The organism is Variovorax sp. V213, assembly GCF_041154455.1.
Lineage (GTDB): Bacteria > Pseudomonadota > Gammaproteobacteria > Burkholderiales > Burkholderiaceae_C > Variovorax.
Map to the genome: position 1 here is coordinate 4,293,206 of NZ_AP028664.1, position 25,406 is coordinate 4,318,611.

Annotated in this window: 23 protein-coding genes; 3 read left to right on the top strand and 20 right to left on the bottom strand. The window is 67.4% G+C overall.

Annotated features, from left to right (window positions below; translation table 11 throughout):
* Position 1 precedes the first annotated feature (1 nt).
* Together ACAM55_RS20395 and ruvC are read left to right on the top strand one after the other, a co-directional pair.
* Positions 2-991: a phosphatidate cytidylyltransferase gene (locus tag ACAM55_RS20395; protein ID WP_369653275.1), complete on the top strand. Its 990-nt coding sequence runs from the start codon at positions 2-4 to the stop codon at positions 989-991.
* A 1-nt stretch (position 992) separates the two neighbouring features.
* Positions 993-1,541, top strand: a complete 549-nt coding sequence (ruvC, locus tag ACAM55_RS20400) for a crossover junction endodeoxyribonuclease RuvC (RefSeq protein WP_013539450.1) — start codon at positions 993-995, stop codon at positions 1,539-1,541.
* A gap of 1 nt (position 1,542) precedes the next feature.
* Here the strand turns inward: ruvC and glyA are convergent, their stop codons facing one another.
* Positions 1,543-2,865: a serine hydroxymethyltransferase gene (gene glyA, locus ACAM55_RS20405; RefSeq protein ID WP_369653276.1), complete on the bottom strand. Its 1,323-nt coding sequence runs from the start codon at positions 2,863-2,865 to the stop codon at positions 1,543-1,545.
* Positions 2,866-2,975: 110 nt separating this feature from the next.
* Here glyA and ACAM55_RS20410 point away from each other — a divergent pair, with 110 nt between their 5' ends.
* Positions 2,976-3,932 carry a LysR family transcriptional regulator gene (locus ACAM55_RS20410; protein ID WP_369653277.1) on the top strand — a complete coding sequence of 319 codons (957 nt, stop codon included), beginning with the start codon at positions 2,976-2,978 and terminating at the stop codon, positions 3,930-3,932.
* Positions 3,933-3,940: 8 nt separating this feature from the next.
* Here ACAM55_RS20410 and ACAM55_RS20415 read toward each other — a convergent pair whose 3' ends face one another.
* The 19 genes from ACAM55_RS20415 to hslV all read right to left on the bottom strand — a co-directional run bounded on the left by ACAM55_RS20415 (position 3,941) and on the right by hslV (position 25,377).
* Positions 3,941-4,117, bottom strand: a complete 177-nt coding sequence (locus tag ACAM55_RS20415; RefSeq protein WP_369653278.1) for a hypothetical protein — start codon at positions 4,115-4,117, stop codon at positions 3,941-3,943.
* Positions 4,118-4,138: 21 nt separating this feature from the next.
* Positions 4,139-5,062, bottom strand: a complete 924-nt coding sequence (gene lpxC, locus ACAM55_RS20420; protein WP_369653279.1) for a UDP-3-O-acyl-N-acetylglucosamine deacetylase — start codon at positions 5,060-5,062, stop codon at positions 4,139-4,141.
* Positions 5,063-5,266: 204 nt separating this feature from the next.
* Entirely contained in the window at positions 5,267-6,484 is a 1,218-nt protein-coding gene (gene ftsZ, locus ACAM55_RS20425; protein ID WP_369653280.1) for a cell division protein FtsZ, read from the bottom strand.
* 169 nt (positions 6,485-6,653) lie between these two features.
* Positions 6,654-7,883: a cell division protein FtsA gene (gene ftsA / locus ACAM55_RS20430; RefSeq protein ID WP_007832444.1), complete on the bottom strand. Its 1,230-nt coding sequence runs from the start codon at positions 7,881-7,883 to the stop codon at positions 6,654-6,656.
* Positions 7,884-7,906: 23 nt separating this feature from the next.
* Positions 7,907-8,695 carry a cell division protein FtsQ/DivIB gene (locus ACAM55_RS20435; RefSeq protein ID WP_369653281.1) on the bottom strand — a complete coding sequence of 263 codons (789 nt, stop codon included), beginning with the start codon at positions 8,693-8,695 and terminating at the stop codon, positions 7,907-7,909.
* Positions 8,696-8,697: 2 nt separating this feature from the next.
* Positions 8,698-9,669, bottom strand: coding sequence for a D-alanine--D-alanine ligase (locus ACAM55_RS20440; protein WP_369653282.1), 972 nt, complete (start codon positions 9,667-9,669; stop codon positions 8,698-8,700).
* Entirely contained in the window at positions 9,666-11,096 is a 1,431-nt protein-coding gene (gene murC / locus ACAM55_RS20445) for a UDP-N-acetylmuramate--L-alanine ligase (protein WP_369653283.1), read from the bottom strand. The genes ACAM55_RS20440 and murC overlap by 4 nt, the downstream gene beginning before the upstream one ends.
* A complete protein-coding gene (gene murG / locus ACAM55_RS20450; protein WP_369653284.1) occupies positions 11,093-12,157 on the bottom strand; it encodes an undecaprenyldiphospho-muramoylpentapeptide beta-N-acetylglucosaminyltransferase in 1,065 nt (354 codons plus the stop codon). The genes murC and murG overlap by 4 nt, the downstream gene beginning before the upstream one ends.
* Positions 12,154-13,452: a putative lipid II flippase FtsW gene (ftsW, locus tag ACAM55_RS20455; RefSeq protein WP_369653285.1), complete on the bottom strand. Its 1,299-nt coding sequence runs from the start codon at positions 13,450-13,452 to the stop codon at positions 12,154-12,156. Before ftsW ends, murG begins: the two co-directional genes overlap by 4 nt.
* Entirely contained in the window at positions 13,449-15,569 is a 2,121-nt protein-coding gene (gene murD / locus ACAM55_RS20460; RefSeq protein ID WP_369653286.1) for a UDP-N-acetylmuramoyl-L-alanine--D-glutamate ligase, read from the bottom strand. Before murD ends, ftsW begins: the two co-directional genes overlap by 4 nt.
* A gap of 7 nt (positions 15,570-15,576) precedes the next feature.
* Positions 15,577-16,755: a phospho-N-acetylmuramoyl-pentapeptide-transferase gene (gene mraY, locus ACAM55_RS20465; RefSeq protein ID WP_093021885.1), complete on the bottom strand. Its 1,179-nt coding sequence runs from the start codon at positions 16,753-16,755 to the stop codon at positions 15,577-15,579.
* 15 nt (positions 16,756-16,770) lie between these two features.
* Positions 16,771-18,225: a UDP-N-acetylmuramoyl-tripeptide--D-alanyl-D-alanine ligase gene (gene murF, locus ACAM55_RS20470; RefSeq protein ID WP_369653287.1), complete on the bottom strand. Its 1,455-nt coding sequence runs from the start codon at positions 18,223-18,225 to the stop codon at positions 16,771-16,773.
* Positions 18,222-19,775, bottom strand: a complete 1,554-nt coding sequence (locus ACAM55_RS20475; protein WP_369653288.1) for a Mur ligase family protein — start codon at positions 19,773-19,775, stop codon at positions 18,222-18,224. Before ACAM55_RS20475 ends, murF begins: the two co-directional genes overlap by 4 nt.
* 2 nt (positions 19,776-19,777) lie before the next feature.
* Positions 19,778-21,526 carry a peptidoglycan D,D-transpeptidase FtsI family protein gene (locus ACAM55_RS20480; RefSeq protein ID WP_369653289.1) on the bottom strand — a complete coding sequence of 583 codons (1,749 nt, stop codon included), beginning with the start codon at positions 21,524-21,526 and terminating at the stop codon, positions 19,778-19,780.
* Positions 21,523-21,870: a cell division protein FtsL gene (gene ftsL, locus ACAM55_RS20485; RefSeq protein WP_369653290.1), complete on the bottom strand. Its 348-nt coding sequence runs from the start codon at positions 21,868-21,870 to the stop codon at positions 21,523-21,525. The genes ACAM55_RS20480 and ftsL overlap by 4 nt, the downstream gene beginning before the upstream one ends.
* Before the next feature lies 1 nt (position 21,871).
* Positions 21,872-22,795 (bottom strand): 16S rRNA (cytosine(1402)-N(4))-methyltransferase RsmH, encoded by a 924-nt coding sequence (gene rsmH / locus ACAM55_RS20490; RefSeq protein WP_369653291.1) that lies wholly within the window; start codon positions 22,793-22,795, stop codon positions 21,872-21,874.
* An 8-nt stretch (positions 22,796-22,803) separates the two neighbouring features.
* Positions 22,804-23,232: a division/cell wall cluster transcriptional repressor MraZ gene (gene mraZ / locus ACAM55_RS20495; protein ID WP_281147916.1), complete on the bottom strand. Its 429-nt coding sequence runs from the start codon at positions 23,230-23,232 to the stop codon at positions 22,804-22,806.
* Between the two features lie 268 nt (positions 23,233-23,500).
* Positions 23,501-24,829, bottom strand: coding sequence for an ATP-dependent protease ATPase subunit HslU (gene hslU / locus ACAM55_RS20500; protein WP_369653292.1), 1,329 nt, complete (start codon positions 24,827-24,829; stop codon positions 23,501-23,503).
* 2 nt (positions 24,830-24,831) lie between these two features.
* Positions 24,832-25,377, bottom strand: a complete 546-nt coding sequence (hslV, locus tag ACAM55_RS20505; RefSeq protein ID WP_026283873.1) for an ATP-dependent protease subunit HslV — start codon at positions 25,375-25,377, stop codon at positions 24,832-24,834.
* Positions 25,378-25,406 lie beyond the last annotated feature (29 nt).

Below are 25,406 nucleotides of genomic sequence, written 5' to 3' on the forward strand. Positions count from 1 at the left end.
AATGAACCAGTTCCTGCGCAGCCTCACCCCGACCCAGCAGGTCGCGGCCCTTTTTCTCATCGTCTTCGGCCTGCTCGTGATCGTGAGCACCACGGCCTTCTTCCTGACCTTCAGGGAACGCCGCAACCCCGTGCACGACGCCGCCTGGCAAGCCGAGCTGGCGCACTACCGCAAGCTGCTGGGCACCACCTGGTTCATGGTGATCGTGTTCTGGGTCGGCTGGGCCTTGGGCGAAACGGTGGCCACCGTGCTGTTCGCGCTCATCGCCTTCTTTGCGCTGCGCGAGTTCATCACGCTCTCGCCCACGCGGCGCGGCGACCACCGCAGCCTGATCCTCGCGTTCTTCGTGGTGCTGCCGATCCAGTTCTGGCTCGTGGCCACCGCGCGCTTCGACCTGTTCACCGTGTTCATTCCGGTCTACGTGTTCCTCGCGATCCCGGTCGCGAGCGCGCTGGCCGACGACCCGAGCCATTTTCTCGAGCGCAACGCCAAGCTGCAGTGGGGCATCATGGTCTGCGTCTACGGCATGAGCCACGTGCCGGCACTGCTGCTCCTGAGCTTTCCGGGCTACGAGGGCAAGAGCGCCTTTCTCGTGTTCTTCCTGGTGTTCGTGGTGCAGACCTCGGTGCTGGTGCAACACGTGATTTCGCGCCGCACGCAGCGCAAGCCCTTTGCGCCCAACGTGAGCCGCAGCTTCAACTGGACCAGCTGGGGCATCGGCATTGGGGTGGCCAGCCTGGTGGGTGCGCTGTTCTCGTTCATCACGCCTTTCAAGTTCGGCCAGGCGCTCGCGGTGTCCGTCATCGCCTGCATCGCGGGCTCGATGGGCCACCTGGTGATGAAGGCGCTCAAGCGCGATCGCGGCATTCCCAACTGGGGCAAGAAGGGCGTGGGCGTGACGGGTGCGAACGGCCTGCTCGACCGCGTCGACGCGCTGTGCTTCGCGGCGCCCATCTTCTTTCACTCGATCCGCTGGTACTTCAACCTCTGACATGCGCATTCTCGGCATCGACCCCGGCCTTCTGACCACCGGCTTCGGCGTGGTGGATGCGGACGGCCATGCGCTGCGCTATGTCGCGAGCGGCACCATCAGCACGCGGCACCTGGGCAGCGGCAATCTTCCGGCGCGCCTCAAGGTGCTGTTCGATGGCATCGCCGAAATCACCGCGCGCTACCAGCCCGATGCCTCGGCCGTCGAGATCATCTTCGTCAACGTCAACCCGCAATCGACGCTGCTGCTGGGCCAGGCGCGCGGCGCCTGTGTGACCTCGCTGGTGAACAGCAACCTCACGGTGGCCGAATACACGGCCCTGCAGATGAAGAAGGCCGTGGCCGGCCACGGCCAGGCCGCCAAGGCCCAGGTGCAGGAGATGGTGAAGCGCCTGCTCGACCTGCCGGGACTGCCGGGCGCCGATGCTGCCGACGCGCTGGGCATTGCCATCACGCATGCGCAGGTGGGCCGGTCGATGGCGCGGCTGGCCGAAGCTGCCGAGCTGTCGAAGACCCACGCCGGCACCTACCGACAGGGACGTTCGCGCTGACTCAGCGAACGATGTAGCGCAGGCCGCCCTGGCGTGTGCGGCGCTCGCGCACCTCGGCGGCCACGGAGGCCGCGTCCCCTTCGAGCGCGCGGGCGATCCACGAGGCAAGCTGCGGCATGTCTTCGGGCGTGAAACCGAGCCGCACGATTTCCGGTACGCCGAGTCGCAAGCCGTTGACGTCCCCTTCGACCGGCGCCATGGGCAGGCCGATGCCGCAGGCCAACAGGCCGCCGCGGGCGAGTTTCTTCGCGGCCTGCTGGCCCCCGCCCCAGCGCGCGGCCGCTACAGCGAACTGATGCGATTGCGTGAAGCCGCGCGCCTTGGCGAACACCGGCAATCCCTCGGCATCGAGGGCACGCGCAAGCGCCTGCGCGGTGTCGCGCATGGCCTCTGCATACACCCTGCCATGCACTTTCCAGTCGAGCAGGCCGCGGGCCAGCGCCGCGGTGCGCCCCGCATCGGAATTGGCGGTGAGGCCAGGGTAGGCGATGGCGTCGATGCGCTCCATCAGCGCTGCGTCGTTCGACACGATCAGCCCGCCCGCCGGGCCGCCGAGACTCTTGTAGGTGCTCATGGTGACCGCATGCGCGCCCTCCTCGAGCGGCTGTGGCCAGGCCTTGCCGGCCACCATGCCCGACAGGTGCGCGGCATCAAAGAGCAGCTTGGCGCCCACGCTGTCCGCAATCTCGCGCATCGCCGGCACCGGGTGCGGAAAGAGGTTCAGGCTGCCGCCGATGGTGATGAGCCTGGGCCTCACTTCGCGCGCCAGCCTTGCCAGCGCGGCCACGTCGACGGTGTATCCGTCGGCATCGACCGGCGCCGGCACGGTCTTCAGTCCGTAGAGCCCGGCCGCGCCCGCCGCATGGTGCGTGACATGGCCGCCGATGGCCGGCGGCGGCGCAATGATGGTGTCGCCCGGCTGGCAGGTCGCCATGAACACGTAGAGATTCGACAGCGCTCCGGAGCTCACGCGCACTTCGGCGAACTTCGAGCCGAACACCTCGGCAGCCAGCTCTGCCGCGATGACCTCGATGCGCTCGATGGCCTCCAGGCCCGCCTCGTACTTGTCGCCTGGATAGCCGAGCGACGCGCGCGAGCCCAGCCCGCGCGACAGCAGCGCCTCCGCGGCCGGGTTCATCACGTTGGTGGCGGGGTTGAGGTTCAGCCCCTCCCGGTCGTGGATGCGGTGGTTGTCGTCGACCAGCCTTTCGATCTCGGCCACCACACCCGCGGCATCTCGCGCGGCGGCATCTCCGGCAATTGCGAGCACATGCTCTTCGCTGGCGGCGGGAACCCAGGGGCGGCGTTGGAGGGCGGCGGGCATGCGGCGTGTCTCGCTGGAAGTGTTGAGGGGGCCCATCGTCGCCCGCACCTTCACCAACGGCAACACGGATAATCTGGGCCTGAGCCATAGAAATACTTGCCCTCTTTTCAATGCCACTCGCGCCGCCCCGCCCTCGCCTGCCGCCGCACACGGCCGTCCGCGCCTTCGAGGCCGCAGCGCGCCACGGCAGCTTCGCGCGTGCGGCCGAAGAGCTGTTCGTCACGCCGGCCGCCGTCGCGCAGCAGATCAAGGCGCTGGAAACCTGGGCCGGCGGCGCGCTGTTCGAGCGCCACAGCCAGGGCATTCGCCTCAGTGCGCACGGACGGCGCGCATTGCCCGCCCTCAGCGCCGCGGTCGACCAGCTCGGCCTTGCCGTTCAGTCGCTGCGCCACGAAACCCAGACCGCGGCGCGGCGCAGCACGCTGCAGGTGGCGGCCCTGCCGGCCGTGGCGCAGCTGTGGCTGTCGCCCCGGCTCTCGCGGCTGAAGGCGGCGCTGCCGGGCGTGCAGGTCTCCGTGACGGCGCTCGAGCAACCGCCGAACTTCCGGCGCGAGCCTTTCGACCTCGGGCTGTTCTATGCGCGAGCCGGCGATCACATCGAAACGGCTGTCGGCGCGCAGGGCATGATGCTCGCGCGTGACCGGCTCTTGCCGGTGTGCAGCCCGCGCGTCCAGCAGGCGTTGCAGAGCAGTCGCCCGCGCCCGCTCGATGACCTGGTCGATGTGCTGGCCCGCTGCGGCGGATTGCACGACACCGTGTGGCACGACGACTGGGCGCGCTGGCTGCAGGCCGCGCGTCCCGGCACTGCCGCGGCCGAGGCCGACGCGCTGGCCGCAGGCCCGGACTTCTCGCTCTACAGCCTTGCGCTGCAGGCGGCGCTCGACGGCGAAGGCGTGCTCATGGGCCGCGAGCGGCTGGTGGCGCCACTGCTGGCACAGGGCAGGCTGCATGCGCCCTGGGGACGGCCGAAGGCACTGGGAGACACGCTCATGCTGCTGGTGCCCATGCACCGCAAGGGCCCGCTGCTGGCGCAGCAGGTACAGGCGTTGCAGGCCTTGGCTGCTTAGCCGCGGGGCTACACCACCCGTTCGGCGATCAGCACCGCGAAGAATCCGAACGCCGCAAGCAGCGTCCACTTGAGCACGATCCAGCCAATGCGCCGGTACTTCTTCTGCCCCGTTCCCGCATAGAACGCGAACGACACGCCCGCCACCAGCAGAAGCAGCAAGACGGCCCAGCGGAAAAGAAGCATCGTCGAGGCGGTCGCTGCCAGCTACCAGGCCCGCGCCACTTCGCCGAAACCGCGCGGTGCGCGCTTCTCGTCTTCGAAGGTCACGACCTCGTAGGCGTCGCTGTTCGCGAGCAGCTCGCGCAGCAGCTTGTTGTTGAGCGCATGGCCCGAGCGGAACGCGGTGTAGGCCGCGAGCAGCGGCTTGCCGATGATGTACAGGTCACCCATGGCGTCGAGGATCTTGTGCTTCACGAACTCGTCGTCGTAGCGCAGGCCCCCCGCATTGAGCACCTTGGTGTCGTCCATCACGATGGCGTTGTCCAGGCCGCCGCCGAGCGCCAGGCCCTTGCTTCGCATGTATTCGACTTCCTTCGTGAAGCCGAAGGTGCGCGCGCGTGCGATGTCCCGGCTGTAGGAGTCCTTGCCGAGATCGAACTCCACGCGCTGGCCGGTGGAATTGACCACGCGGTGATCGAAATCGATCTCGAAGCTCAGCTTGTAGCCGTGGTACGGCTCCAGGCTCGCCCATTTCTCGTTGGCACCTTCGCCCTCGCGCACCTCGACCTTGCGGGTCACGCGGATGAAGCGGCGCGGCGCCTTCTGCAGCTCGATGCCCGCGCTTTGCAGCAGGAACACGAAGGACGAGGCCGAGCCGTCGAGGATCGGCACCTCGTCGGCCGTGATGTCGATGAAGAGGTTGTCGATGCCCAGGCCCGCGCAGGCCGACATCAGGTGTTCGACCGTCTGCACCTTCGCCCCGCCGGTCGAGACCGTGGAGGCCAGGCGCGTGTCGGTCACCGCTTCAGCGGTCATGCGGATGTCGACCGGCTCGGACAGGTCGACGCGCCGGAACACGATGCCGGTGTCCGCCGGAGCGGGGCGCAGCGTCAGCTCCACGCGTTGTCCGCTGTGAAGCCCCACGCCCACGGCGCGGCTGATCGACTTGAGGGTTCGTTGTTGCAGCACGCGGGCGATTTTAGGCGCGCCGCGGGCATGGCGGCCTATGCCCCTCGCTATGGCACCGATAGACATAGGTTCTATTTCAAGCGCAGGGCGATGGACGCAAAGGGCACGAAGCGGACGCAGCGCCTAGAGCCGGCAGAAGTCCCTTTCAGGTCTTCCCCGTACCCCTTGCGAACCTTCGTGCCCTCTGCGTTCGGTGGCCTGGCGTCAATCGGCTTGACGGCGCAGGAATGCAGGAATCTCGAAGTCGTCCATGCCGCCCGAAGACAGCGCGTCCACCTTGGCGGCAGCCATCGTGCGGTTGGTGCGCCACACGCTGGGAACCGCCATGCCGTCGTAGTTCGGCTGGCTCACGCTGTGGCCGCCGTGGCCCGCATGGCCCGTGCCGAGCGTCGGCACGTTGAACGGGATGTTGTCGGTGCCGGTGCGGATGACCTCGAGCGTCGGTGCCTGGCGGCGTGCATCGGCGCGCGAGAGGCCGGTGGCGACCACCGTCACGCGCATCTGGTCGCCCAGGCTTTCGTCGTAGGCGGCGCCGTAGATCACGTGTGCGTCGGGCGAGGCATAGGCGCGGATGGTGTTCATCGCCAGCTTCGACTCGTTCAGCTTCAGCGAGCCCTTCGATGCGGTCACCAGCACCAGCACGCCCTTGGCGCCCGAAAGGTCGATGCCTTCGAGCAGCGGGCAGGCCACGGCCTGTTCGGCGGCGATGCGCGCGCGGTCCGGGCCGGCAGCGGCGGCCGTGCCCATCATGGCCTTGCCAGGCTCGCCCATCACGGTGCGCACGTCTTCGAAGTCGACGTTCACGCCGCCGTACTCGTTGATGATTTCCGAGATGCCGCCCACGGCGTTCTTGAGCACGTCGTTGGCGTGCGCGAAGGCTTCGTCCTGGGTGATGTCTTCGCCCAGCACGTCGAGCAGCTTCTCGTTGAGCACCACGATCAGCGAATCGACGTTCGCCTCGAGCTCGGCCAGGCCGGCGTCGGCGTTGGTCATGCGGCGCCCGCCTTCCCAGTCGAAGGGCTTGGTCACCACGCCCACCGTGAGAATGCCCATTTCCTTGGCGACGCGCGCGATCACGGGTGCGGCGCCGGTGCCGGTGCCGCCGCCCATGCCGGCCGTGATGAACAGCATGTGCGCGCCGTCGATGGCGGCGCGGATGTCGTCCACCGCGGCTTCGGCTGCGTCACGGCCCTTGTCGGGCTTGCTGCCCGCGCCGAGGCCGCTGGTGCCCAGCTGGATGATCTTGTGGGCATTGCTGCGCTGGAGCGCCTGCGCATCGGTGTTGGCGCAAACGAACTGCACACCCTGCACGCCACGTTCCATCATGTGCGCGACGGCATTGCCGCCGCCGCCGCCGACACCAATCACCTTGATCTGAGTGCCTTGATTGAATTCTTCGACTTCGATCATTTCGATGGTCATTTCTAACTCCTTGAATTTGCAGTTGCCGTTGTGTATGTATGAATCTTTTAAGTGTCTTGACGAGTTCAACGAAGCTGTCGTCGCGGCGGTGGACCTGTGCGCCGCCATCGCTCGTTGAAATGCAAGGGCGGACCGCCGCGTGCGAGCCAGAGTGGGGAGTGGTTCATGGTCAGAAGTTCCCCACGATGAAGTCTTTGAAACGTCCGAACGCAGTCTTTACGGATCCGTTCTTCTGCGCCACCTTGAAGCCGCGCATGCGTGCGAAGCGCGCTTCCTCGAGCAAACCCATCACCGTGGCGGCGCGCGGCTGCGCCACCATGTCGGAGAGCGCGCTCGAATACTTCGGAATGCCGCGCCGCACCGGCTTCAGGAAGATGTCTTCGCCAAGCTCGACCATGCCTGGCATCACGGCGCTGCCGCCCGTGAGCACCACGCCCGACGACAGCACCTCTTCGTAGCCCGACTCGCGCACCACCTGCTGCACCAGCGAAAAGATCTCTTCGATGCGCGGCTCGATCACGCCTGCCAGCGCCTGTTTGCTCAGCATGCGCGGGCCGCGGTCGCCGAGGCCGGGTACTTCCACCTGCGTGTCGGGGTCGGCCAGGAGCTGCTTGGCGTAGCCGTTCTCGACCTTGATGTCTTCCGCGTCCTTGGTGGGCGTGCGCAGCGCCATCGCAATGTCGCTGGTGATCAGGTCGCCCGCAATCGGGATCACGGCCGTGTGGCGGATCGCACCGTTGGTGAAGATGGCCACGTCGGTGGTGCCCGCGCCGATGTCGACCAGGACCACGCCAAGCTCGCGCTCGTCTTCGGTGAGCACCGCCTGGCTCGAGGCCAGCGGGTTGAGCATCAGCTGGTCGACCTCGAGTCCGCAGCGGCGCACGCATTTGATGATGTTCTCGGCCGCGCTCTGCGCACCGGTCACGATGTGCACCTTGGCCTCGAGCCGCATGCCGCTCATGCCGATCGGCTCCTTCACGTCCTGGCCGTCGATGACGAACTCCTGCGGCTCCACCAGCAAGAGGCGCTGGTCGCTCGAGATGTTGATGGCGCGCGCGGTCTCCACCACGCGGGCCACGTCGGCCGGCGTCACTTCCTTGTCCTTCACCGCCACCATGCCGCTCGAATTGATGCCGCGGATGTGGCTGCCGGTAATGCCGGTGTAGACGCGGCTGATCTTGCAGTCGGCCATCAGCTCGGCCTCCTTCAAGGCCTGCTGGATGCTCTGCACGGTGGCGTCGATGTTCACCACCACGCCGCGCTTCAGGCCGTTGCTCGGCGCAATGCCGAGGCCGGCCAGCTTGAGTTCGCCGCCGGGAAGCACCTCGGCCACCACCACCATCACCTTGGCGGTGCCGATGTCGAGTCCGACAACCAGGTCTTTGTATTCTTTGGGCATTGAATGTCCTCGGTATTCGCTATTTATTTCTTCTTGGTCTTCGGGTCGGTCACGACCGTGGTGACGCCGCGAAGACGCAGCGCGTAGGCATCGTTGTGGCGCAGGTCGGCCCCTTCGACGTCCGCCGCGGTGCGGTGGTATTGGCCCGCGACCTGGGTCACGGTTTTCAGGAAACGCTGCGTGCGGGCCGCCACCTCTTCGGGCTGGCCGCGGCCAAGCTCGATCTCGGCACCGCTATCGAGCACGACCTTCCAGCTGCCCCGGCTCGACAGCGTGAGTTCGTCCACGCCGAAGTCGTAGGGCTGGAAGATCGGCGCAAGCACGCGGTACATGCCCAACACCTGTCCGGCCTGCTCGACGGGTCCATCGAGCCGCGGCAGCCGGTCGTCCACCTCGGCCACGTTGGCGTCGAACACCTCGCCAAAGCCGTTGATCAGCCTGGAGCCGGCTTCGTCGCCCCAGGTGGCCACCGGGACCTGCTCGGTCAGGGTGACGCGCAGCTTGTTCGGAAACTCGCGCCGCACCACCGCCTTGCGAACCCACGGCACCGACTCGAAGGCCGTGCGCGCGCGCGCCAGGTCGACCGTGAAGAAGTTGCCGGCCAGTTGCGGCGCGACGTTGGCGCGCAGCGTCACGGCGTTGTTGTGCGTCACGTCGCCGTCGACCTTGATGCCGCCGATGGGGAAAAAAGGCTGGCGCAGCACCCACCATGCGCCCGCCGCCAGCAGCATGAGCGCCACCACCACGAACGCCAGGTTCGCGACGATGTTCATGAGCTTGACGTCGAAGGGCACTGGAATGCTGTCGGCCATGGCTAGTGCGCTCCCCCCGTGGCATCCAGCGAAGCCGAGGCCAGCACGCGCAGGCACAGGTCTTCGTAGGCAATGCCCGCCGCGCGTGCCGACATCGGCACCAGCGAATGGCCGGTCATGCCGGGCGAGGTGTTCATCTCGAGCAGGAAAGGCTTGCGGTCGCTCCCGCGGATCATCACGTCGGCACGGCCCCAGCCACGGCAACCGAGCGTGTGGTACGCGGCCAGCGTGATGCGCTGGATCTCGTGTTCCTCGGCTTCGGGCAGGCCGCTCGGGCACTGGTACTTCACGTCGTCGGTGAAGTATTTGTTCTGGTAGTCGTAGGCACCCTGGGGCGCGGCGATGCGAACCACGGGCAGCGCACGCGCGTCGAGCCCCTGGCCGAGCACGGCGCAGGTCACTTCCTCGCCCTCGATGAATTCCTCGCACAGCACGTCGGCGTCGTACTTCGCCGAAAGCGCCACGGCGTCCTGCATCTGCGAATAGCCCTCGACCTTGGTCACGCCGATCGACGAACCCTCGCGCGGCGGCTTCACGATCAGCGGCAGCCCGAGCACGTCGGGCACAGCGCGGATCTGCTCGCGGCTCTGCTGGTCGAAGGCCAGGCGCACATACTTCGGCGTCGGCAAGCCGTCGGCCTGCCAGATGCGCTTGGTCATGACCTTGTCCATGGCCACGCTCGACGCCATCACGCCCGAGCCGGTGTAGGGAATGCCGAGCAGTTCGAGCGCGCCCTGCACCGTGCCGTCCTCGCCATGCCGTCCATGCAGGGCGATGAAGCAGCGCGCGAAACCGTCGCGCCGAAGCTCGACCAGATCGCGCTCGGACGGATCGAAGGCATGTGCGTCGACGCCGCGCGAGCGCAGCGCCTCGAGCACGCCCGTGCCGGACATGATCGAGATTTCGCGTTCGGCGGAGCTTCCGCCGAACAGCACGGCCACCTTGCCGAATTGTTTTGGATCCTGAAGGGTCATGGGGTAACCTCCGCGCCGCGCGCCGCGGCAGCAATTTCAACGACCCTGCCCGGCACCGCACCGATGGAGCCCGCGCCCATGCAAAGCACCACGTCGCCGTCGCGCGCGTTGTCCAGAATGGCTTGCGGCATGGCGTTGATGTCGTCGACGAATACCGGCTCCACCTTGCCCGCCACGCGCAGTGCGCGCGACAGCGTGCGGCCGTCGGCGGCCACGATGGGCGGCTCGCCCGCGGCGTACACCTCGCCCAGCAGCACCGCGTCGGCATTGCCGATGACCTTGACGAAGTCCTCGAAGCAGTCGCGCGTGCGGGTGTAGCGGTGCGGCTGGAAGGCCAGCACCAGCCGGCGCCCCGGAAACGCGCCGCGCGCGGCGGCAATGGTGGCCGCCATCTCGACCGGGTGATGCCCGTAGTCGTCGATCACGGTGAAGCTGCCGGCCGGCGCCCCTTGCACCGCCACCTCGCCATAGCTCTGGAAGCGGCGGCCCACGCCCTTGAAGCCGGCCAGGCCGCGCTGAACCGCCTCGTCGGGAATGCCGAGTTCCACCGCCACCGCGATCACCGACAGCGCGTTGCGCACGTTGTGCTCGCCCGGCAGGTTCAGCACGATGGGCAGGTCGGGCAGCGTGACGCCGTTGCGCCGCTGCGCCGTGAAGTGCATCTGGCCGCCCACGGCGCGCACGTCGACCGCGCGAACCTGCGCGTCTTCGCCGAAGCCGTAGCTGGTGACCGGACAGGTGACGTGGCTCACGATGTCGCGCACCGCCGGATCGTCGGTGCACAGAATGGCCACGCCGTAGAACGGCATGCGGTGCAGGAAATCGACGAAGGCCTTCTTGAGCTTTGCGAAGTCGTGCCCGTAGGTCTCCATGTGGTCGGCATCGATGTTCGTGACCACCGCCATGACGGGCAGCAGGTTCAGGAACGAAGCGTCCGACTCGTCGGCCTCCACCACGATGTAGTCGCCGCTGCCCAACTGCGCGTTGGCGCCGGCGCTGTTGAGGCGCCCGCCGATCACGAAGGTCGGGTCGAGCCCGGCGGCGTCGAGCACGCTGGCCACGAGACTCGTGGTGGTCGTCTTGCCGTGCGTGCCGGCAATCGCGATGCCCTGCTTCAGGCGCATCAGCTCGGCCAGCATCAGCGCGCGCGGCACCACCGGAATGCGCTTCTCGCGCGCGGCCAGCACCTCGGGGTTATCCGACTGCACCGCGGTGGAAGTGACCACCGCATCCGCGCCGTCGATGTGCGCCGCCGCATGGCCCACGAAGGTGCCGATGCCCAGGCCCGCAAGCCGGCGCAGCGTCGCGCTGTCGGCCAGGTCGGAGCCGGTGATGCGGTAGCCAAGGTTGAACAGCACCTCGGCAATGCCGCTCATGCCCGAGCCGCCGATGCCGACGAAGTGGATATGACGGATCGCATGCTTCATTTGGCAAGCTCCTCGCAGGCGCGGACGACGGCCTCGACCGCTTCGGTCTTCTGCATGGTTTTGGCCTTGGTGGCCCGTTCGATCAGCGCGGTGCGCTCGGTTTTCTGTAGCAAGTCAGCCAGCAATTCAGGTGTGAGGTCGGTCTGCTGCACCAGCCAGCCGCCGCCCGCGTCGACGAGGAAGCGCGCATTGGTGGTCTGGTGGTCGTCGACCGCCGAGGGAAAAGGCACGAACAGCGCTGCTGCGCCGACGGCCGCGATTTCTGTGACGGTGCTGGCCCCGGCGCGCGCGACGATGATGTCGGCGTCGGCGTAGGCCTGCGCGGTGTCTTCGATGAACGGCGTGAGCTCGCCTTCGACACCGGCCGCCGCATAGTTGGCGCGCAGCTCTTCGATCTGCTTGGCGCCGCTCTGGTGCAGCACCCGCGGACGCATGCCCGGCTCGATGCGCGCGAGCGCCTGCGGCACCACGGTGTTGAGGCCGCGTGCGCCGAGGCTGCCGCCTACCACCAGCAACTTGAGCGGCCCGGTGCGGCCCGCGAAGCGCACGGCCGGATCGGGTTGCGAGGTAAACGCCGCGCGCAACGGATTGCCCACCCACTGCGCCTTCTTCAGCACGTTGGGGAAGGCCGTGAACACGCGATCGGCCACGCCCGCCAGCACCTTGTTGGCAAGCCCGGCCACCGAGTTCTGTTCGTGCAGCACCAGCGGCTTGTTGAGCAGCACGCTCATCATTCCGCCCGGAAAGGTGATGTAGCCGCCGAGGCCCACCACCACGTCGGGCCTGACGCGGCGGACCACGCCCATGCTCTGCCAGAAGGCGCGCAAAAGCCGCAGCGGCAGCAGGAACAGCGTGAGCGGACCCTTGCCGCGCACGCCGCCGAACTGGACCGGCTCGAACGCGAATCCGCGCGGCGGCACCAGCTTTTCTTCCATGCTGCCGGGTGCGCCCAGCCAATGCACGCGCCAGCCGCGGTCGCGCAGCGCCTCGGCGACCGCGAGCCCCGGAAAGATGTGGCCGCCCGTGCCGCCGGCCATGACGAGTGCGGTGCGCCCGGTCATACGCGGCCTCCCCGCATGAGCACTCTGTTCTCGTAGTCGATACGCAGCACCACGGCCAGTGCCACCAGGTTCATCAGGATGGCCGAGCCACCGAAGCTCATCAGCGGCAAAGTCAGGCCCTTGGTCGGCAGCGCGCCAAGGTTCACGCCCATGTTGATGAAGGCCTGGAAGCCGATCCACACGCCCACGCCCTGGGCGACGAGGCCCGAGAACACGCGGTCCAGCGCAATCGCCTGGCGGCCGATGTGCATGATGCGGCGGGTCAGCCAGAGGAACATGCCGATGATCAGCAGCACGCCGACGAGGCCGAACTCTTCGCCGATCACGGCCAGCAGGAAGTCGGTATGCGCCTCGGGCAGCCAGTGCAGTTTCTCGACGCTGCCGCCCAGGCCCACGCCAAAGATCTCGCCGCGGCCGATGGCGATCAGCGAGTGCGAAAGCTGGTAACCCTTGCCTAGCGCATGCTCCTCGCTCCACGGATCGAGATACGCAAAGATGCGCTCGCGCCGCCATGGGCTGGTTGCGACGATGGTGCCGAACGCTACCACCACCAGCGCCGCAATCACGAAGAACATGCGCGCGTTCACGCCGCCCAGGAACAGGATGCCCATGGCGATCACGGCAATCACCATGAAGGCGCCCATGTCGGGCTCTGCCATCACCAGCATGCCCACCACCACCACCGCGATGCCCATCGGCAGCACGGCGCGGAAGAAGCGCTCCTTGATCTCCATCTTGCGCACCATGTAGCTGGCGGCGTAGAGCACCATCGCGAGCTTGGCCAGCTCCGACGGCTGGAAGCGCATGAAGCCCAGCGGCAGCCAGCGCCGCGCGCCGTTCACGTTGATGCCGACGTGCGGAATGAGCACCGCCACCAGCAGCAGCAGCGAGGCGACGAAGAGCCAGGGCGCGGCGCGCTCCCATGTCTTCATCGGAATCTGGAAGGCCAGCAGCGCCGCGATGAACGCGAACACCACCGAGGCCGCATGCCGGGTGAGGAAGAACGAGGCGCTGTAGCCGGCACGCGCGAAGCGCGGGTTGTCGGGCAGCGCGATCGAGGCCGAATACACCATCACCAGGCCCCAGGTGAGCAGCGCGACGGTGACCCATACCAGCGCCTGGTCGAAGCCGAGCACGCGCATCGGCGCGGCCTTGGTCTGCGTGATGCCGGCGCCGCCCAACCGCACCGGCAGGTGCACGGGCAGCGAATCGATGCCGCTGCGCGCGCGCCTGAACCAGCCGCCGAAGCGGCTGGTCTTTGCGTTGGGCGTGGCGCCGGCGGCTGCGGTGTTCAAACCGGGTCTCCCGAAGAAAAGTCGGCATCGTTGGAGGAGGCCGCTTCGCGCGGCTCATCCGCAAGGGCTTGCACGGCCTCGCGGAACACGGCCGCGCGATGTTCGTAGTCCTTGAACATGTCGAAGCTCGCACAGGCCGGTGACAGCAGCACGGCATCGCCCGGGTTGGCGCGCGCGGCGGCCAGCTTGACGGCTTCCTCCATGGAGCCGGCATGCATCAGCGAGACGCCGGTGGCGCCCAGCGCATGCTCGATCAGCGGTGCGTCGCGGCCAATGAGCACCACGGCGCGCGCGTACCGGCGCACGGGCTCGGCGAGCGGCTCGAAGTCCTGTCCCTTGCCTTCGCCGCCGAGGATGACGACCACGCGGCGGTCTTCGCCGAGGCCGCTCAATGCGGCAACCGTGGCGCCCACGTTGGTGCCCTTGCTGTCGTCGAAGTATTCGACATCGTCCACCAGCGCGATCGGCTCGACGCGATGCGGCTCGCCGCGGTATTCGCGCAGGCCGTAGAGCATGGGGCCGAGCGGGCAATCGGCGGCGCTGGCCAGCGCCAGCGCCGCCAATGCATTCATGGCGTTGTGGCGTCCGCGGATGCGCAGCGCGTCGGCAGGCAACAGGCGCTGCAAGAAGATCTCCTCTTCGACGACGGCGCCGCGCTTGCGCTTCTGCGTCTCGTCGGCTTCCAGCGCGCGCACCAGCCAGGCCATGCCGTTGACGCGCTCGATGCCGTAGTCGCCGGGACGCAGCGGCATCGCGCTGCCGAAGGTGATGTGGGTACGGACCTGCGGGCGCTGCAGCTTCACCTTGATGGGCGCAGGCAACATCGCCATCACGCCCGGATCGTCGCGGTTGAGCACCATGAGCCCCTTGGAGCCGAAGATGCGCGCCTTGGCCGATGCATACGACGCCATGTCGCCATGCCAGTCGAGATGGTCCTGCGTGAGGTTGAGCACCGTCGCGGCAGTCGGCTCGAAGCCCTGCACGCCGTCGAGCTGGAAGCTAGAGAGTTCGAGCACCCAGACATCGGGCAGCGTCTGGGCGTCGATGTGCGCGGCCAGCGTGTCGAGCAGCGTGGGGCCGATGTTGCCCGCCACGGCCACGCTCTTGCCCGCGCGCTCGACCAGCTGGCCGGTCAGCGCTGTGACGGTGGTCTTGCCGTTGGTGCCCGTGACGGCGAGCACCGCGGGGGTGTAGCCTTTCGGTGCCGGCGGTTCCTCGATCGGCACCAGCGGGAGCTGGGGCGTGGGCTCTTCCTCGACGGCCGCGGAGGCCGGGTTGGAGGCAGAGAGCTCGGCAATCCTGGCGACGAACTCGGCCGCTTCCCTGGCCGCGGTAGGAACGTAAGGCTTGCCGGTGCTCGGCAGCCGCGAAACGGTGGTGGGCGCAGGCACCGCGGCTTCCGGGTTTTCTGGCGTCTCTGCCGACGGTGCGGCCGGCGCTTCTTCCGCAGGCTGCGCCACCGGAACGCTCAGCGAAGGGTCGCGCGGCACGGCTTCCGCCATGGCGGGAGGCGCGGGTTCGGCGTCGGCCGGTTCGACCGTTGGCGGGGCCTCGACTGATTCGAGTGTTTCGGTCGCCGAGGCAGGCTCGACGGCTTCAGTCGATTCAGGTGCCTGGGTCGGCTTGGCTTCTTCGGCCCGTTCAGGTTCGACCGGCGCGGCTTCCGCGGCTGCGACGTCCAGGTCCAACGCGGCCTGCGCCTCGGGCTCGACGGCTTCCGCAGCGGGCACGGCTTCAGCCTCGGGCTCCGCTTTCTGCACCGGCACCTCGACGGTCTGCAAGTCCTGCAGCGCACGCGCGAAGAGATCCAGCTCGCCGCCGACCGCGAGACCCACGGCCCGTGCCGCATCGACCACCGGCGCGATGGTCGCGGGCGACAGGCCCGGCGAGCGGTACACCGCACGGATCGGCGTGCCTTCGATCAGCGCGGCCGAGAACGCACCGCCGATGAAGGCGACCTCGGGCAGCTCGGCCCGCAGCGTGGCAAGTGCTGGGGGCGCCTCGCGCGTGTCGGCCACGGTCACCTGCGCGCCGTGGCGGGCGCACCAGCGCGCCATCGCCAGCCCGGACGCACCGAGGCCGAGGACGAGGACGGGGAGGTCTTTCAGATGCCGCATGTGCCTGTTACCGCAGCTTCAGCGTTGAAAGGCCCACGAGGCACAGCAGCATCGTGATGATCCAGAAGCGCACCACGACCTGCGTCTCGCGCCAGCCGCTTTTCTCGAAGTGGTGGTGCAGCGGCGCCATCTTGAGCACGCGGCGGCCTTCGCCGTAGCGCTTCTTGGTGTACTTGAAGTACATGACCTGGGCCATCACCGAGATCGCCTCGACCACGAAGATGCCGCCCATGATGAAGAACACGATCTCCTGGCGCACGATGACCGCGATGGTGCCCAGCGCGCCGCCGAGCGCGAGCGCGCCCACGTCGCCCATGAAGACCTGCGCCGGGTGGGTGTTGAACCAGAGAAAGGCCAGGCCCGCGCCGGCCATGGCCGAGCAGAACACCAGCAGTTCGCCCGAGCCCGGGATGTTGGGAAACAGCAGGTACTTGGAATACACCGCGCTGCCCGTGACGTAGGCGAACACGCCCAGCGCCGAGCCCACCATCACCACCGGCATGATCGCCAGCCCGTCGAGGCCGTCGGTCAGGTTGACCGCGTTGCTCGCGCCCACGATCACCAGGTAGGTCAGGATCACGAAGCCGATGCCGCCGAGCGGGTAGCTCACCTCTTTGAAGAAGGGCACCAGCAGGTTGATCTTGGGCGGAAAGTCGAGATCGAAGCCCGACTGCACCCAGGCGAAGAACAGCTGCAGCACGCGCCAGTTCGAGCTTTCCGAGATGCTGAAGAGCAGGTAGAAGCCCGCGATCAGGCCGACCACCGACTGCCAGAAATACTTCTCGCGCGAGCGCATGCCTTCCGGATCCTTGCGCACCACCTTGCGCCAGTCGTCGACCCAGCCGATGGCGCCGAAGCCCAGCGTCACCCACAGCACGATCCAGACGAAGCGGTTCGAAGCGTCGAACCACAACACGGTGGCAAAGGCGATGGCAAACAGCACCAGCACGCCGCCCATGGTGGGCGTACCGCTCTTGGTCAGGTGCGTTTCCATGCCGTAGCCGCGCACCGGCTGGCCGATCTTGAGCGCGGCAAGGCGGCGGATCACGTAGGGACCGGCCACGAGGCCGACCACCAGCGCGGTCAGCGCCGCCATCAACGCACGGAACGTGAGGTACTGGAAAACGCGCAAGAACCCGAATTCGGGCGAGAGTGTTTGCAGCCATTGGGCCAGGCTCATCAGCATGTTGTCTTGCGCGGCTCATGCATCATGACCGGCCTCCTTTTGTTGTTGTGATTGCTCGATGGCTTGCACCACCCGCTCCATCTTCATGAAGCGCGATCCCTTGACGAGCACGCTGGCAACCTGCGGCAGCCGCGCCAGCACCGCGGCGTTGAGCGCATCCACATTGTCGAAATGGCGGCCGCTGACGCCGCCGTTAATGCCGCCGTGATTGCCGCCATTGAAAGCGGCCACGCCGTGCGCGGTTTCGGCACCCAGGCCGTACAGGGTCTCGACGCCGCGCTGGCGCGCCCAGTCGCCGACCTCGGCATGGAATTCGGGTCCGCGATTGCCGACTTCGCCCATGTCGCCGAGCACCAGCAGGCGCGGGCCCGGCAGGGCCGCGAGCACGTCGATGGCCGCGCGCACGGAGTCGGGGTTGGCGTTGTAGCTGTCGTCCACCAGAGTGAGCGCATGTCCGCCCGGCAGCACGACCTCGCTCGCCTTGGAGCGGCCCTTCACCGGCTCGAAGGCCGTGAGGCCCGCGCCGATGGTTTCGAGCGACACGCCCGCCGCGAGCGCGCAGGCGGTGGCCGCCAGCGCATTGACGACGTTGTGCCGGCCCGCGATGTGCAGTCGCGCATCGATGTCGCCCAGCGGCGTGCGGATGCGGACCTGCCAGGCGCCCTGCTGCCATTCGGCCCGGGCCAGCGAAATGTCGGCATCTTCCTGCTCGCCGAAAGTCATGCAGCGGCGCATGGCGCCGGAATGCGCCATGTCGCTCCACAGCGAAGTAAAGAGGTCGTCGTGCGGGAACACCGCGGTGCCGTCTTCGGGCAGCGAGGCGAACACCGCGCCGTTCTCGCGCGCCACCGCCTCGACGGTGTCCATGAACTCCAGGTGCTCGCGCTGCGCGTTGTTGACCAGCGCGATGGTCGGGCATGCGATGGCCGCCAGCCGGGCAATCTCTCCGGGGTGGTTCATGCCCAGCTCGACCACCGCATGCTGGTGCTTCGCGCGCAGGCGCAGCAAAGTGAGCGGAACGCCGATTTCGTTGTTGAAGTTGCCGGCCGTCGCCAGCGCGCGGTCGGCCCGGAACGCGACCAGGATGGCCGCGATCATCTGCGTGACCGTGGTCTTGCCGTTGCTGCCCGTCACGGCGATCAGCGGCAGATCGAACTGCGCGCGCCAGCCCGCGGCCAGCGCGCCGAGCGCGGCCAGCGAGTCGGGCACCTCGAGCCCCGCGAGGCCCGCGGCCTGCAAGCCGTGATGTGCAATGGCCGCAACGGCGCCGCGCGCCTTGGCATCGGCGAGAAATTCGTTGGCGTCGAATCGTTCGCCCTTGAGCGCCACGAACAGGTCGCCATTGGCGAGCGTGCGCGTGTCGGTGTGAACGCGGGTGATGAGCGTGGTCGGCTCGCCCACCAGGCGCGCACCGGGAATCCATTGCTGCACCTGGGCCAGCGTGAGCATGAGTGGCGTCGATGGGTTCATGCCACACCTCGCTTCGCGAGCGCTTCGAGCGCATGGGTACGGTCGGAGAACGGGATGCGCTGGCCGGCAATTTCCTGCCAGGCTTCATGGCCCTTGCCGGCAATGAGAACCACGTCTTCGGGCGCGGCCTGCGCAATGGCGTCGGCAATGGCCGCGGCGCGGTCGGGCTGCACCTGGGCGGCTTCGGGGCGCGAGAGGCCGAGCAGCACCTGACTGATGATCGCGTCGGGGTTTTCGCTGCGCGGGTTGTCGCTGGTCACGATCACGCGATCGGCCTGGCGCTCGGCCACCGCAGCCATCATCGGGCGCTTGATCGGATCGCGGTCGCCGCCGCAGCCGAACAGGCACCAGAGCGCGCCGCCGCGCTGCCGCGCAAGCGGGCGCAGGCCGGCCAATGCCTTGTCGAGCGCGTCGGGCGTGTGGGCGTAGTCGACCACCGGCAGCGGCGCATTGGCAGCGGCGCTCACGCGCTCCATGCGGCCGGGCACGCTGGTGAGGTTGGCGCAGGCGGCCGCGGCCTGCGCCAGCGAAAGACCCAGCGCGCGCAGCGTGCCGAGCACGCCCAGCAGGTTGGCCACGTTGTACTGGCCGATCAATCCGGTCGAGATGCGCTGCACGGACGTGGTGCCGTGTTCGGCCACGGAGAACTGCAGCCCCTGCGGGTCGTAGCCGATGTCGCGCGCCATCAGCCGCGCCGGGCTGCCGGCGGCCGAGACGGTCCAGACGTCGAGGGCGCCGATGCCGGCTTCGACCAGGTTGGCGCACAGGCTGGCTCCGTGCACGTCGTCGATGTTGATCACCGCGGCGCGCAGGCCGGGCCAGCGGAACAGCTCGGCCTTGGCTTGCCAGTAGGCCTCCATGCTGCCGTGGTAGTCGAGATGGTCCTGCGTGAAATTGGTGAACACCGCCACCGCGATGCGTGCGCCGTCGAGCCGGCGTTCGGCAATGCCGATCGACGAGGCCTCGATGGCGCAGGCGCCGAATCCGCGCTCCACGAGGGTGCGCAACTCGCGCTGCATCATCACCGGGTCGGGCGTGGTGAGGCCGGTGTACGTCAGCTTTGGCGGCACGCCGATGCCCAGCGTGCCCATGACCGCGCAGGGCGACGGCACGCCGCGTTCGGTGGAGCCGTCGAGCTGCAGTGGGCGAACGCCGCCGGGCACGGCCAGCGTGGAAAGCGATTCGGCGAGCCACCAGGCGGTGGAGGTCTTGCCGTTGGTGCCGGTCACGGCCAGCAGCTCGAGTGCGGTCGAGGGGTCGTCGTAGAAGGCCGAGGCGATCGGACCGGTCGCTGCCTTGAGACCGGGGTAGCTGGCAATGCGGTCGTCGCCCTGGAATTCGAAAGCCTCGACGCCGTCATGCTCTACCAGGCAGGCCGTGGCGCCCTGCGCAAGCGCCGCCGCAACGTGCTTGCGTCCGTCGGTCGCGGCACCGGGCCAGGCGATGAAGCCGTCGCCCGCGCCCACCGGCCGGCTGTCCGCATGCAACGCACCCTGCACGCGCTCCTTGAGCCAGTGCGCGGCGAGTTGGGGGGAAGTGAGTGTCAGCATGCTCAGAAACTCTCGTCGACGCCTTGCGTCATCACCAGGGGTTTGACGGCGAGATCGGGCGGAACGTTCATCATGCGCAGGGTCTGCTGCACCACTTCGCTGAATACCGGCGCGGCGGCCACGCCGCCGAAATACTGGCCATCGCTCGGCTCGTCGATCATCACGGCCACGATGATCCGCGGCTTCTCGATCGGCGCCATGCCGGTGAACCAGGCCCGGTACTTGTTGCTCGCGTAGCCCTTGCCGACCTGCTTGTGCGCCGTGCCCGACTTGCCACCCACCGAGTAGCCGATGGTCTGCGCGCGCGTGCCGGTGCCGCCCGGTCCGGCGGCCATCTGCAACATCTTGCGGACCGCCAGCGCATTCGACGGCGAGAACACCCGCACGCCGGCGGGCGGCTCCGAGTTCTTGAGGATGGTGACGGGAATGATGGCGCCGTCGTGCGCAAACGCGGTGTACGAATGTGCCATTTGAAACAGCGACGCCGACAGGCCGTAGCCGTAGGCCATGGTGGCCTGCTCCACCGGCTTCCAGGTCTTCCAGGGGCGCAGCCGGCCGCTCACGGCGCCGGGGAACTGGATCTGCGGCTTCTGGCCGTAGCCGAGCGCGGTGTAGGTGTCCCACATCTCGTGCGGAGACATCTTCTGCGCGATCTTGAGCGCGCCCACGTTGCTCGACTTCTGGATCACGCCCTCGACCGTCAGCGTGCCGTAGTTGTGGGTGTCGCTGATGGTGAAGCCGCCGATCTGGTAGCGGCCCGGGCCGGTCTCGATCAGGGTCGAGGGCTTCACGCGGCCGGCCTCCAGCGCCATGCCGACGGTGATCGGCTTCATGGTGGAGCCAGGCTCGAAGGTGTCGGTGAGCGCGCGGTTGCGCAGCTGTTCGCCGGTGAGGTTCTGGCGCCTGTCGGGCACGTAGCTCGGGTAGTTCGCCAGCGCCAGCACTTCGCCGGTGACTGCGTCGAGCACCACCACGCTGCCGGCCTTGGCCTTGCGCGCGGTCACGGCGTCGCGCAGCTTCTGGTAGGCGAAGAACTGCACCTTGCTGTCGACGCTGAGCTGGATGTCCTTGCCGTCGACCGGCGGCACCTGCTCGCCCACGCCCTCGACCACGCGGCCCAGGCGGTCCTTGATGACGCGGCGCGACCCGGCCTTGCCGGCCAGGTCCTTGTTGAAGGACAGCTCGATGCCTTCCTGCCCGTTGTCCTCGACGTTGGTGAAGCCCACCACGTGCGCCGCGGCCTCGCCCTCGGGATACTGGCGCTTGTATTCCTTGCGCTGGTAGATGCCCTTGAGGTTGAGCGCGGCAATCTGCTTGGCAATGGGCTCGTCGACCTGGCGCTTGATCCAGACGAAGGTCTTGTCCTCGTCCTCGAGCTTCTTGTCGAAGTCCTTCTGCGGCATCTCGAGCAGCCTGGCCACCTGCTTGAGCTTGGCGCGCACTTCAGGATCGTCGCGTTCGACGTCTTCCGGAATAGCCCAGATGCTCGGTGCCACCACGCTCGATGCCAGGATGAGCCCGTTGCGGTCGAGGATGCGTCCGCGGTTGGCCGGCAGCTCGAGCGTGCGTGCAAAGCGCACCTCGCCCTGTCGCTGGAAGAAGCTGTTGTTGAAGACCTGCACGTACGCGGCCCGGCCCGCCAGTACGACGAAGCCGAAGGCAATGCCGGCGACGATGAACTTGCTGCGCCAGACCGGCGTCTTGCTCGCAAGCAAGGGGCTGGTGGTGTAGCGGACGCTGCGGCGGCTCATCGCTGGGCCCTCGCGGCCGGCTTGGTCGCCGGGCCCGCCGGCGGAGCGGGCGGAGGCGCCACCACGGCCGGGATCACCGAGCCGTCGGGCCGCACGTACTGCGTGATGGCCGGCGTGGTGGTGCGCATCTGCAGCTGCTCCTTGGCGAGCTTTTCCACCCGCAGCGGCGTAGCCTGGGCGCGCTTCTCCACCTGCAGCCGGTCGCGGTCGAGCTCGAGCCGGCGCGCCTCCTGCTGCGTGCGGTCGAGCTCGGTATAGAGCTGGCGCGACAGGTATTGCGTGTGCACGAGGTAGAGCGCGGAGGCGATCACCGCGAGCATCAGGAGCAGGTTGAGGCGGGCCATGTCAAACAGCTTCTGTGCGCTCTGCCACACGAAGAATGGCACTGCGCGAGCGCGGGTTGCCGCTCACCTCTTCGGCCGAAGGCTTGATGCGCTCGAGCGCGCGCAGCTTCATCACCTTCGGGGCGGCGAACGGCGCGCGGCGGTCGTACACCTCCTTCGAATGCTTGGCGATGAACTGCTTCACGATGCGGTCTTCCAGCGAGTGGAAGCTGATCACCGCCAGCCTGCCGCCGGGCTGCAGCACGGAAAGGCTCGCCTCTAGCGCCTGTTGCAGCTCTTCAAGCTCGGCGTTGATGAAAATCCGAAAAGCCTGAAATGTGCGCGTTGCAGGGTTCTGGCCCTGCTCGCGGGTTTTGACCGTGCCAGCCACGAGCTCGGCCAGTTCGGTGGTGGTTGAAATTGCGCCCCGTTCTTGTCTGCGAGCAACAATCGCCTTTGCAATCTGAACAGCAAACCGTTCTTCGCCATAGTCACGGATCACCTCTGCAATCTGCTGAAGTTCGGCTGTTGCCAGCCATTCGGCCACGCTCTCGCCGCGCGTGGTGTCCATGCGCATGTCGAGCGGGCCGTCGAAACGAAAACTGAAACCGCGCACCGGGTTGTCGATTTGCGGCGAACTCACGCCCAGATCCATCAGCACACCCGCCACGCTGGCATCGGGCAATTCGCCCAGCGAACGGAATCCCTGGTGCCGGATGGAAAAACGCGCATCCGAGATGCGCGCTGCTTCGGCCACCGCTTCCGCATCCTTGTCGAATGCGATCAGCCTGCCTTCCGGTGCCAGCCGCGCGAGAATCGCGCGCGCATGCCCTCCGCGACCGAAGGTCGCATCCACGTAGGTGCCCGTGGCCGCCGTGCTGCCTGAAAGAAGGGCTTCCACCGCTTCGTTCAGCAACACGGTGGTATGAATCCATGGAGTGTTCACACGAATCCTCAGAACGCGAAGTCCTGAAACACATCGGGCATATCGCCCTGGGTGGCCTCGGCCTCCTTGGCTTCGTAGGTGGCCTTGTCCCAGAGCTCGAAGTGATTGCCCATGCCCAGCAACAACGTCTCGCGCGTGATGCCCGTGGCCGCACGCAATTCGGGCGAAACGAGGATGCGGCCGGTGCCGTCCATCTCGACGTCCATTGCGTTGCCGAGGAACACGCGCTTCCACCACTGTGCCGACATTGGGAGCGCGGCGATGCGCTCGCGGAATTTCTCCCACTCGGGACGCGGGAACACCATGAGGCAGCCGTGCGGATGCTTGGTGATCGTGAGCTGGCCGTTCGCCGTCGCGCTCAGGACGTCACGATGCCGGGTCGGCACGGAGAGCCGCCCCTTGGCATCCAGACTGAGCGATGAAGCGCCTTGAAACACGACCAGAACCCCTGTGTTGGGAGCGCCGCAGCACCCGAAAGAGGCACCACCCGCACTTTTTCCCACTTAACTGCACTTTTTTGCACTGTAGCAGGAAACACTTCAGGCGCAACTGGCCGTTGGTGGTATTTTTTGTAATGGAATCAACGACTTAGCGCCGATTTCCAAACCTGGAAACCGGTGAATTTCGTTGAGAATTAAGCACTTAGCTCACGCAGTGAATGTGATGCGTGAAGCGCGGCCCCGTTACAGGGGCCGCAAAGCGGCTTCAGAGGATGAAGCGCGAAAGGTCTTCGTCGTGACTTAGTGCCGCAAGGCGCTCGTCGACGTAGGCGGCATCGATGCGGATGGTCTGTCCTTCGATGCGCGCTGCGTCGAAGCTTACCTCATCGAGCAGACGCTCCATCACGGTGGACAAGCGGCGGGCGCCGATGTTCTCGGTGCGCTCGTTCACCTCGAAGGCAATGGCCGCGAGGCGGTTGACGCCTTCGGGCGTGAATTCGAGCGTCACGCCTTCGGTCGCGAGCAGCGCCTGGTACTGCTTCACGAGCGACGCGCGGGTCTGCGTGAGGATGCTTTCGAAGTCCGACGCCGAGAGCGACTGCAGCTCCACGCGGATCGGAAAGCGCCCCTGCATCTCGGGAATCAGGTCGCTCGGCTTGCTGAGGTGGAACGCGCCGCTCGCGATGAACAGTATGTGGTCGGTGCGCACCACGCCGTACTTGGTGCTCACGGCCGTGCCCTCGACCAGCGGCAGCAGGTCACGCTGCACGCCCTGGCGCGACACGTCGGAGCCCTGGGCTTCGCTGCGCGTGGCAACCTTGTCGATCTCGTCGATGAAGACGATGCCGTTCTGCTCGGCATTGGTGATGGCCTGGGTGCGGATCTCGTCCTCGTTGACCAGCTTGGCGGCTTCCTCGTCGATCAGGAGGCGCATGGCCTCGGCGATCTTGAGCTTGCGCGTCTTGCGCTTGCCGCCGCCGAGTTGGCCGAACATGCCGCGCAGCTGCTCGGTCATTTCCTCCATGCCCGCCGGGCCCATGATCTCGAGCGGGGCACGGGTTTCGGCCAGGTCGAGCTCGATCTCCTTGTCGTCGAGCTGATGCTCCCGCAGCTTCTTGCGAAAGGCCTGCCGGGTGGGGTTGGGGCCATCGAGCGCCGGCGTGGTGCCGTCGGCGCCGCGCGCGGGCGGCAGCAGCACGTCGAGGATGCGGTCTTCGGCGGCGTCCTCGGCACGGGCGCGCACCTTGGCGCTTTCGGCTTCGCGCGTCTGCTTGACGGCAATCTCGGCCAGGTCGCGAATGATCGAGTCGACGTCCTTGCCGACATAGCCCACCTCTGTGAACTTGGTCGCCTCGACCTTGATGAACGGCGCATCCGCCAGGCGTGCCAGGCGGCGCGCGATCTCGGTCTTGCCCACGCCCGTGGGGCCGATCATGAGGATGTTCTTGGGCGTGATCTCGGCGCGAAGCTTTTCCTCGACCTGCTGGCGGCGCCAGCGGTTGCGCAGCGCAATGGCCACGGCGCGCTTGGCGGCGGGCTGGCCGACGATGTGGTTGTCGAGCTCGGAGACGATTTCCTGGGGGGTCATGGACATGGTCAGAGCGCTTCCACCGTGTGGTTCATGTTCGTGTAAATGCAGATTTCGCCGGCTATCGCGAGCGATTTGCGCACAATCTGCTCCGCCGTGAGGTCGGTATTGTCGATCAGCGCCTTGGCCGCGGACTGCGCGTAGGCGCCCCCCGAGCCGATGGCGATCACGCCGTCTTCGGGTTCCAGCACGTCGCCGTTACCGGTGATGATGAGCGAGGTGGTGGCATCGGCCACGGCCAGCATGGCCTCGAGCTTGCGCAGCACCCGGTCGGTGCGCCAGTCTTTCGTGAGCTCGACGGCGGCGCGGGTCAGGTGCCCCTGGTGCTTTTCGAGCTTGGCCTCGAAGCGCTCGAAGAGCGTGAAGGCGTCGGCCGTGGCGCCGGCAAAGCCAGCCAGCACCTTGCCGTGATAGAGCCGCCGCACCTTGCGCGCCGTGCCCTTGATGACGATATTGCCGAGAGTGACCTGCCCGTCCCCGCCAATGGCGACCTGATCGCCTTGGGGGGTCTTGCGGCGCACGCTCACGATGGTGGTGCCGTGAAACTGTTCCATCGAAGCCATCTGGGGATGGCCGGGGCCAA

Bases quoted from the DNA above. Each gene is read 5' to 3' on its own strand.
- ruvC (WP_013539450.1), top strand. From the start codon at position 993: ATGCGCATTCTCGGCATCGACCCCGGCCTTCTGACCACCGGCTTCGGC.
- murC (WP_369653283.1), bottom strand. From the start codon at position 11,096: ATGAAGCATGCGATCCGTCATATCCACTTCGTCGGCATCGGCGGCTCG.
- mraY (WP_093021885.1), bottom strand. From the start codon at position 16,755: ATGCTGATGAGCCTGGCCCAATGGCTGCAAACACTCTCGCCCGAATTC.
- ACAM55_RS20480 (WP_369653289.1), bottom strand. From the start codon at position 21,526: ATGAGCCGCCGCAGCGTCCGCTACACCACCAGCCCCTTGCTTGCGAGC.
- ftsA (WP_007832444.1), bottom strand. From the start codon at position 7,883: ATGCCCAAAGAATACAAAGACCTGGTTGTCGGACTCGACATCGGCACC.
- glyA (WP_369653276.1), bottom strand. From the start codon at position 2,865: ATGCCCGCCGCCCTCCAACGCCGCCCCTGGGTTCCCGCCGCCAGCGAA.
- murF (WP_369653287.1), bottom strand. From the start codon at position 18,225: ATGAACCCATCGACGCCACTCATGCTCACGCTGGCCCAGGTGCAGCAA.
- hslU (WP_369653292.1), bottom strand. From the start codon at position 24,829: ATGTCCATGACCCCCCAGGAAATCGTCTCCGAGCTCGACAACCACATC.
- ACAM55_RS20440 (WP_369653282.1), bottom strand. From the start codon at position 9,669: ATGACCCTTCAGGATCCAAAACAATTCGGCAAGGTGGCCGTGCTGTTC.
- ACAM55_RS20395 (WP_369653275.1), top strand. From the start codon at position 2: ATGAACCAGTTCCTGCGCAGCCTCACCCCGACCCAGCAGGTCGCGGCC.
- ACAM55_RS20435 (WP_369653281.1), bottom strand. From the start codon at position 8,695: ATGGCCGACAGCATTCCAGTGCCCTTCGACGTCAAGCTCATGAACATC.
- ftsZ (WP_369653280.1), bottom strand. From the start codon at position 6,484: ATGACCATCGAAATGATCGAAGTCGAAGAATTCAATCAAGGCACTCAG.
- murG (WP_369653284.1), bottom strand. From the start codon at position 12,157: ATGACCGGGCGCACCGCACTCGTCATGGCCGGCGGCACGGGCGGCCAC.
- ACAM55_RS20415 (WP_369653278.1), bottom strand. From the start codon at position 4,117: ATGCTTCTTTTCCGCTGGGCCGTCTTGCTGCTTCTGCTGGTGGCGGGC.
- ftsL (WP_369653290.1), bottom strand. From the start codon at position 21,870: ATGGCCCGCCTCAACCTGCTCCTGATGCTCGCGGTGATCGCCTCCGCG.
- hslV (WP_026283873.1), bottom strand. From the start codon at position 25,377: ATGGAACAGTTTCACGGCACCACCATCGTGAGCGTGCGCCGCAAGACC.
- murD (WP_369653286.1), bottom strand. From the start codon at position 15,569: ATGCGGCATCTGAAAGACCTCCCCGTCCTCGTCCTCGGCCTCGGTGCG.
- ACAM55_RS20410 (WP_369653277.1), top strand. From the start codon at position 2,976: ATGCCACTCGCGCCGCCCCGCCCTCGCCTGCCGCCGCACACGGCCGTC.
- ACAM55_RS20475 (WP_369653288.1), bottom strand. From the start codon at position 19,775: ATGCTGACACTCACTTCCCCCCAACTCGCCGCGCACTGGCTCAAGGAG.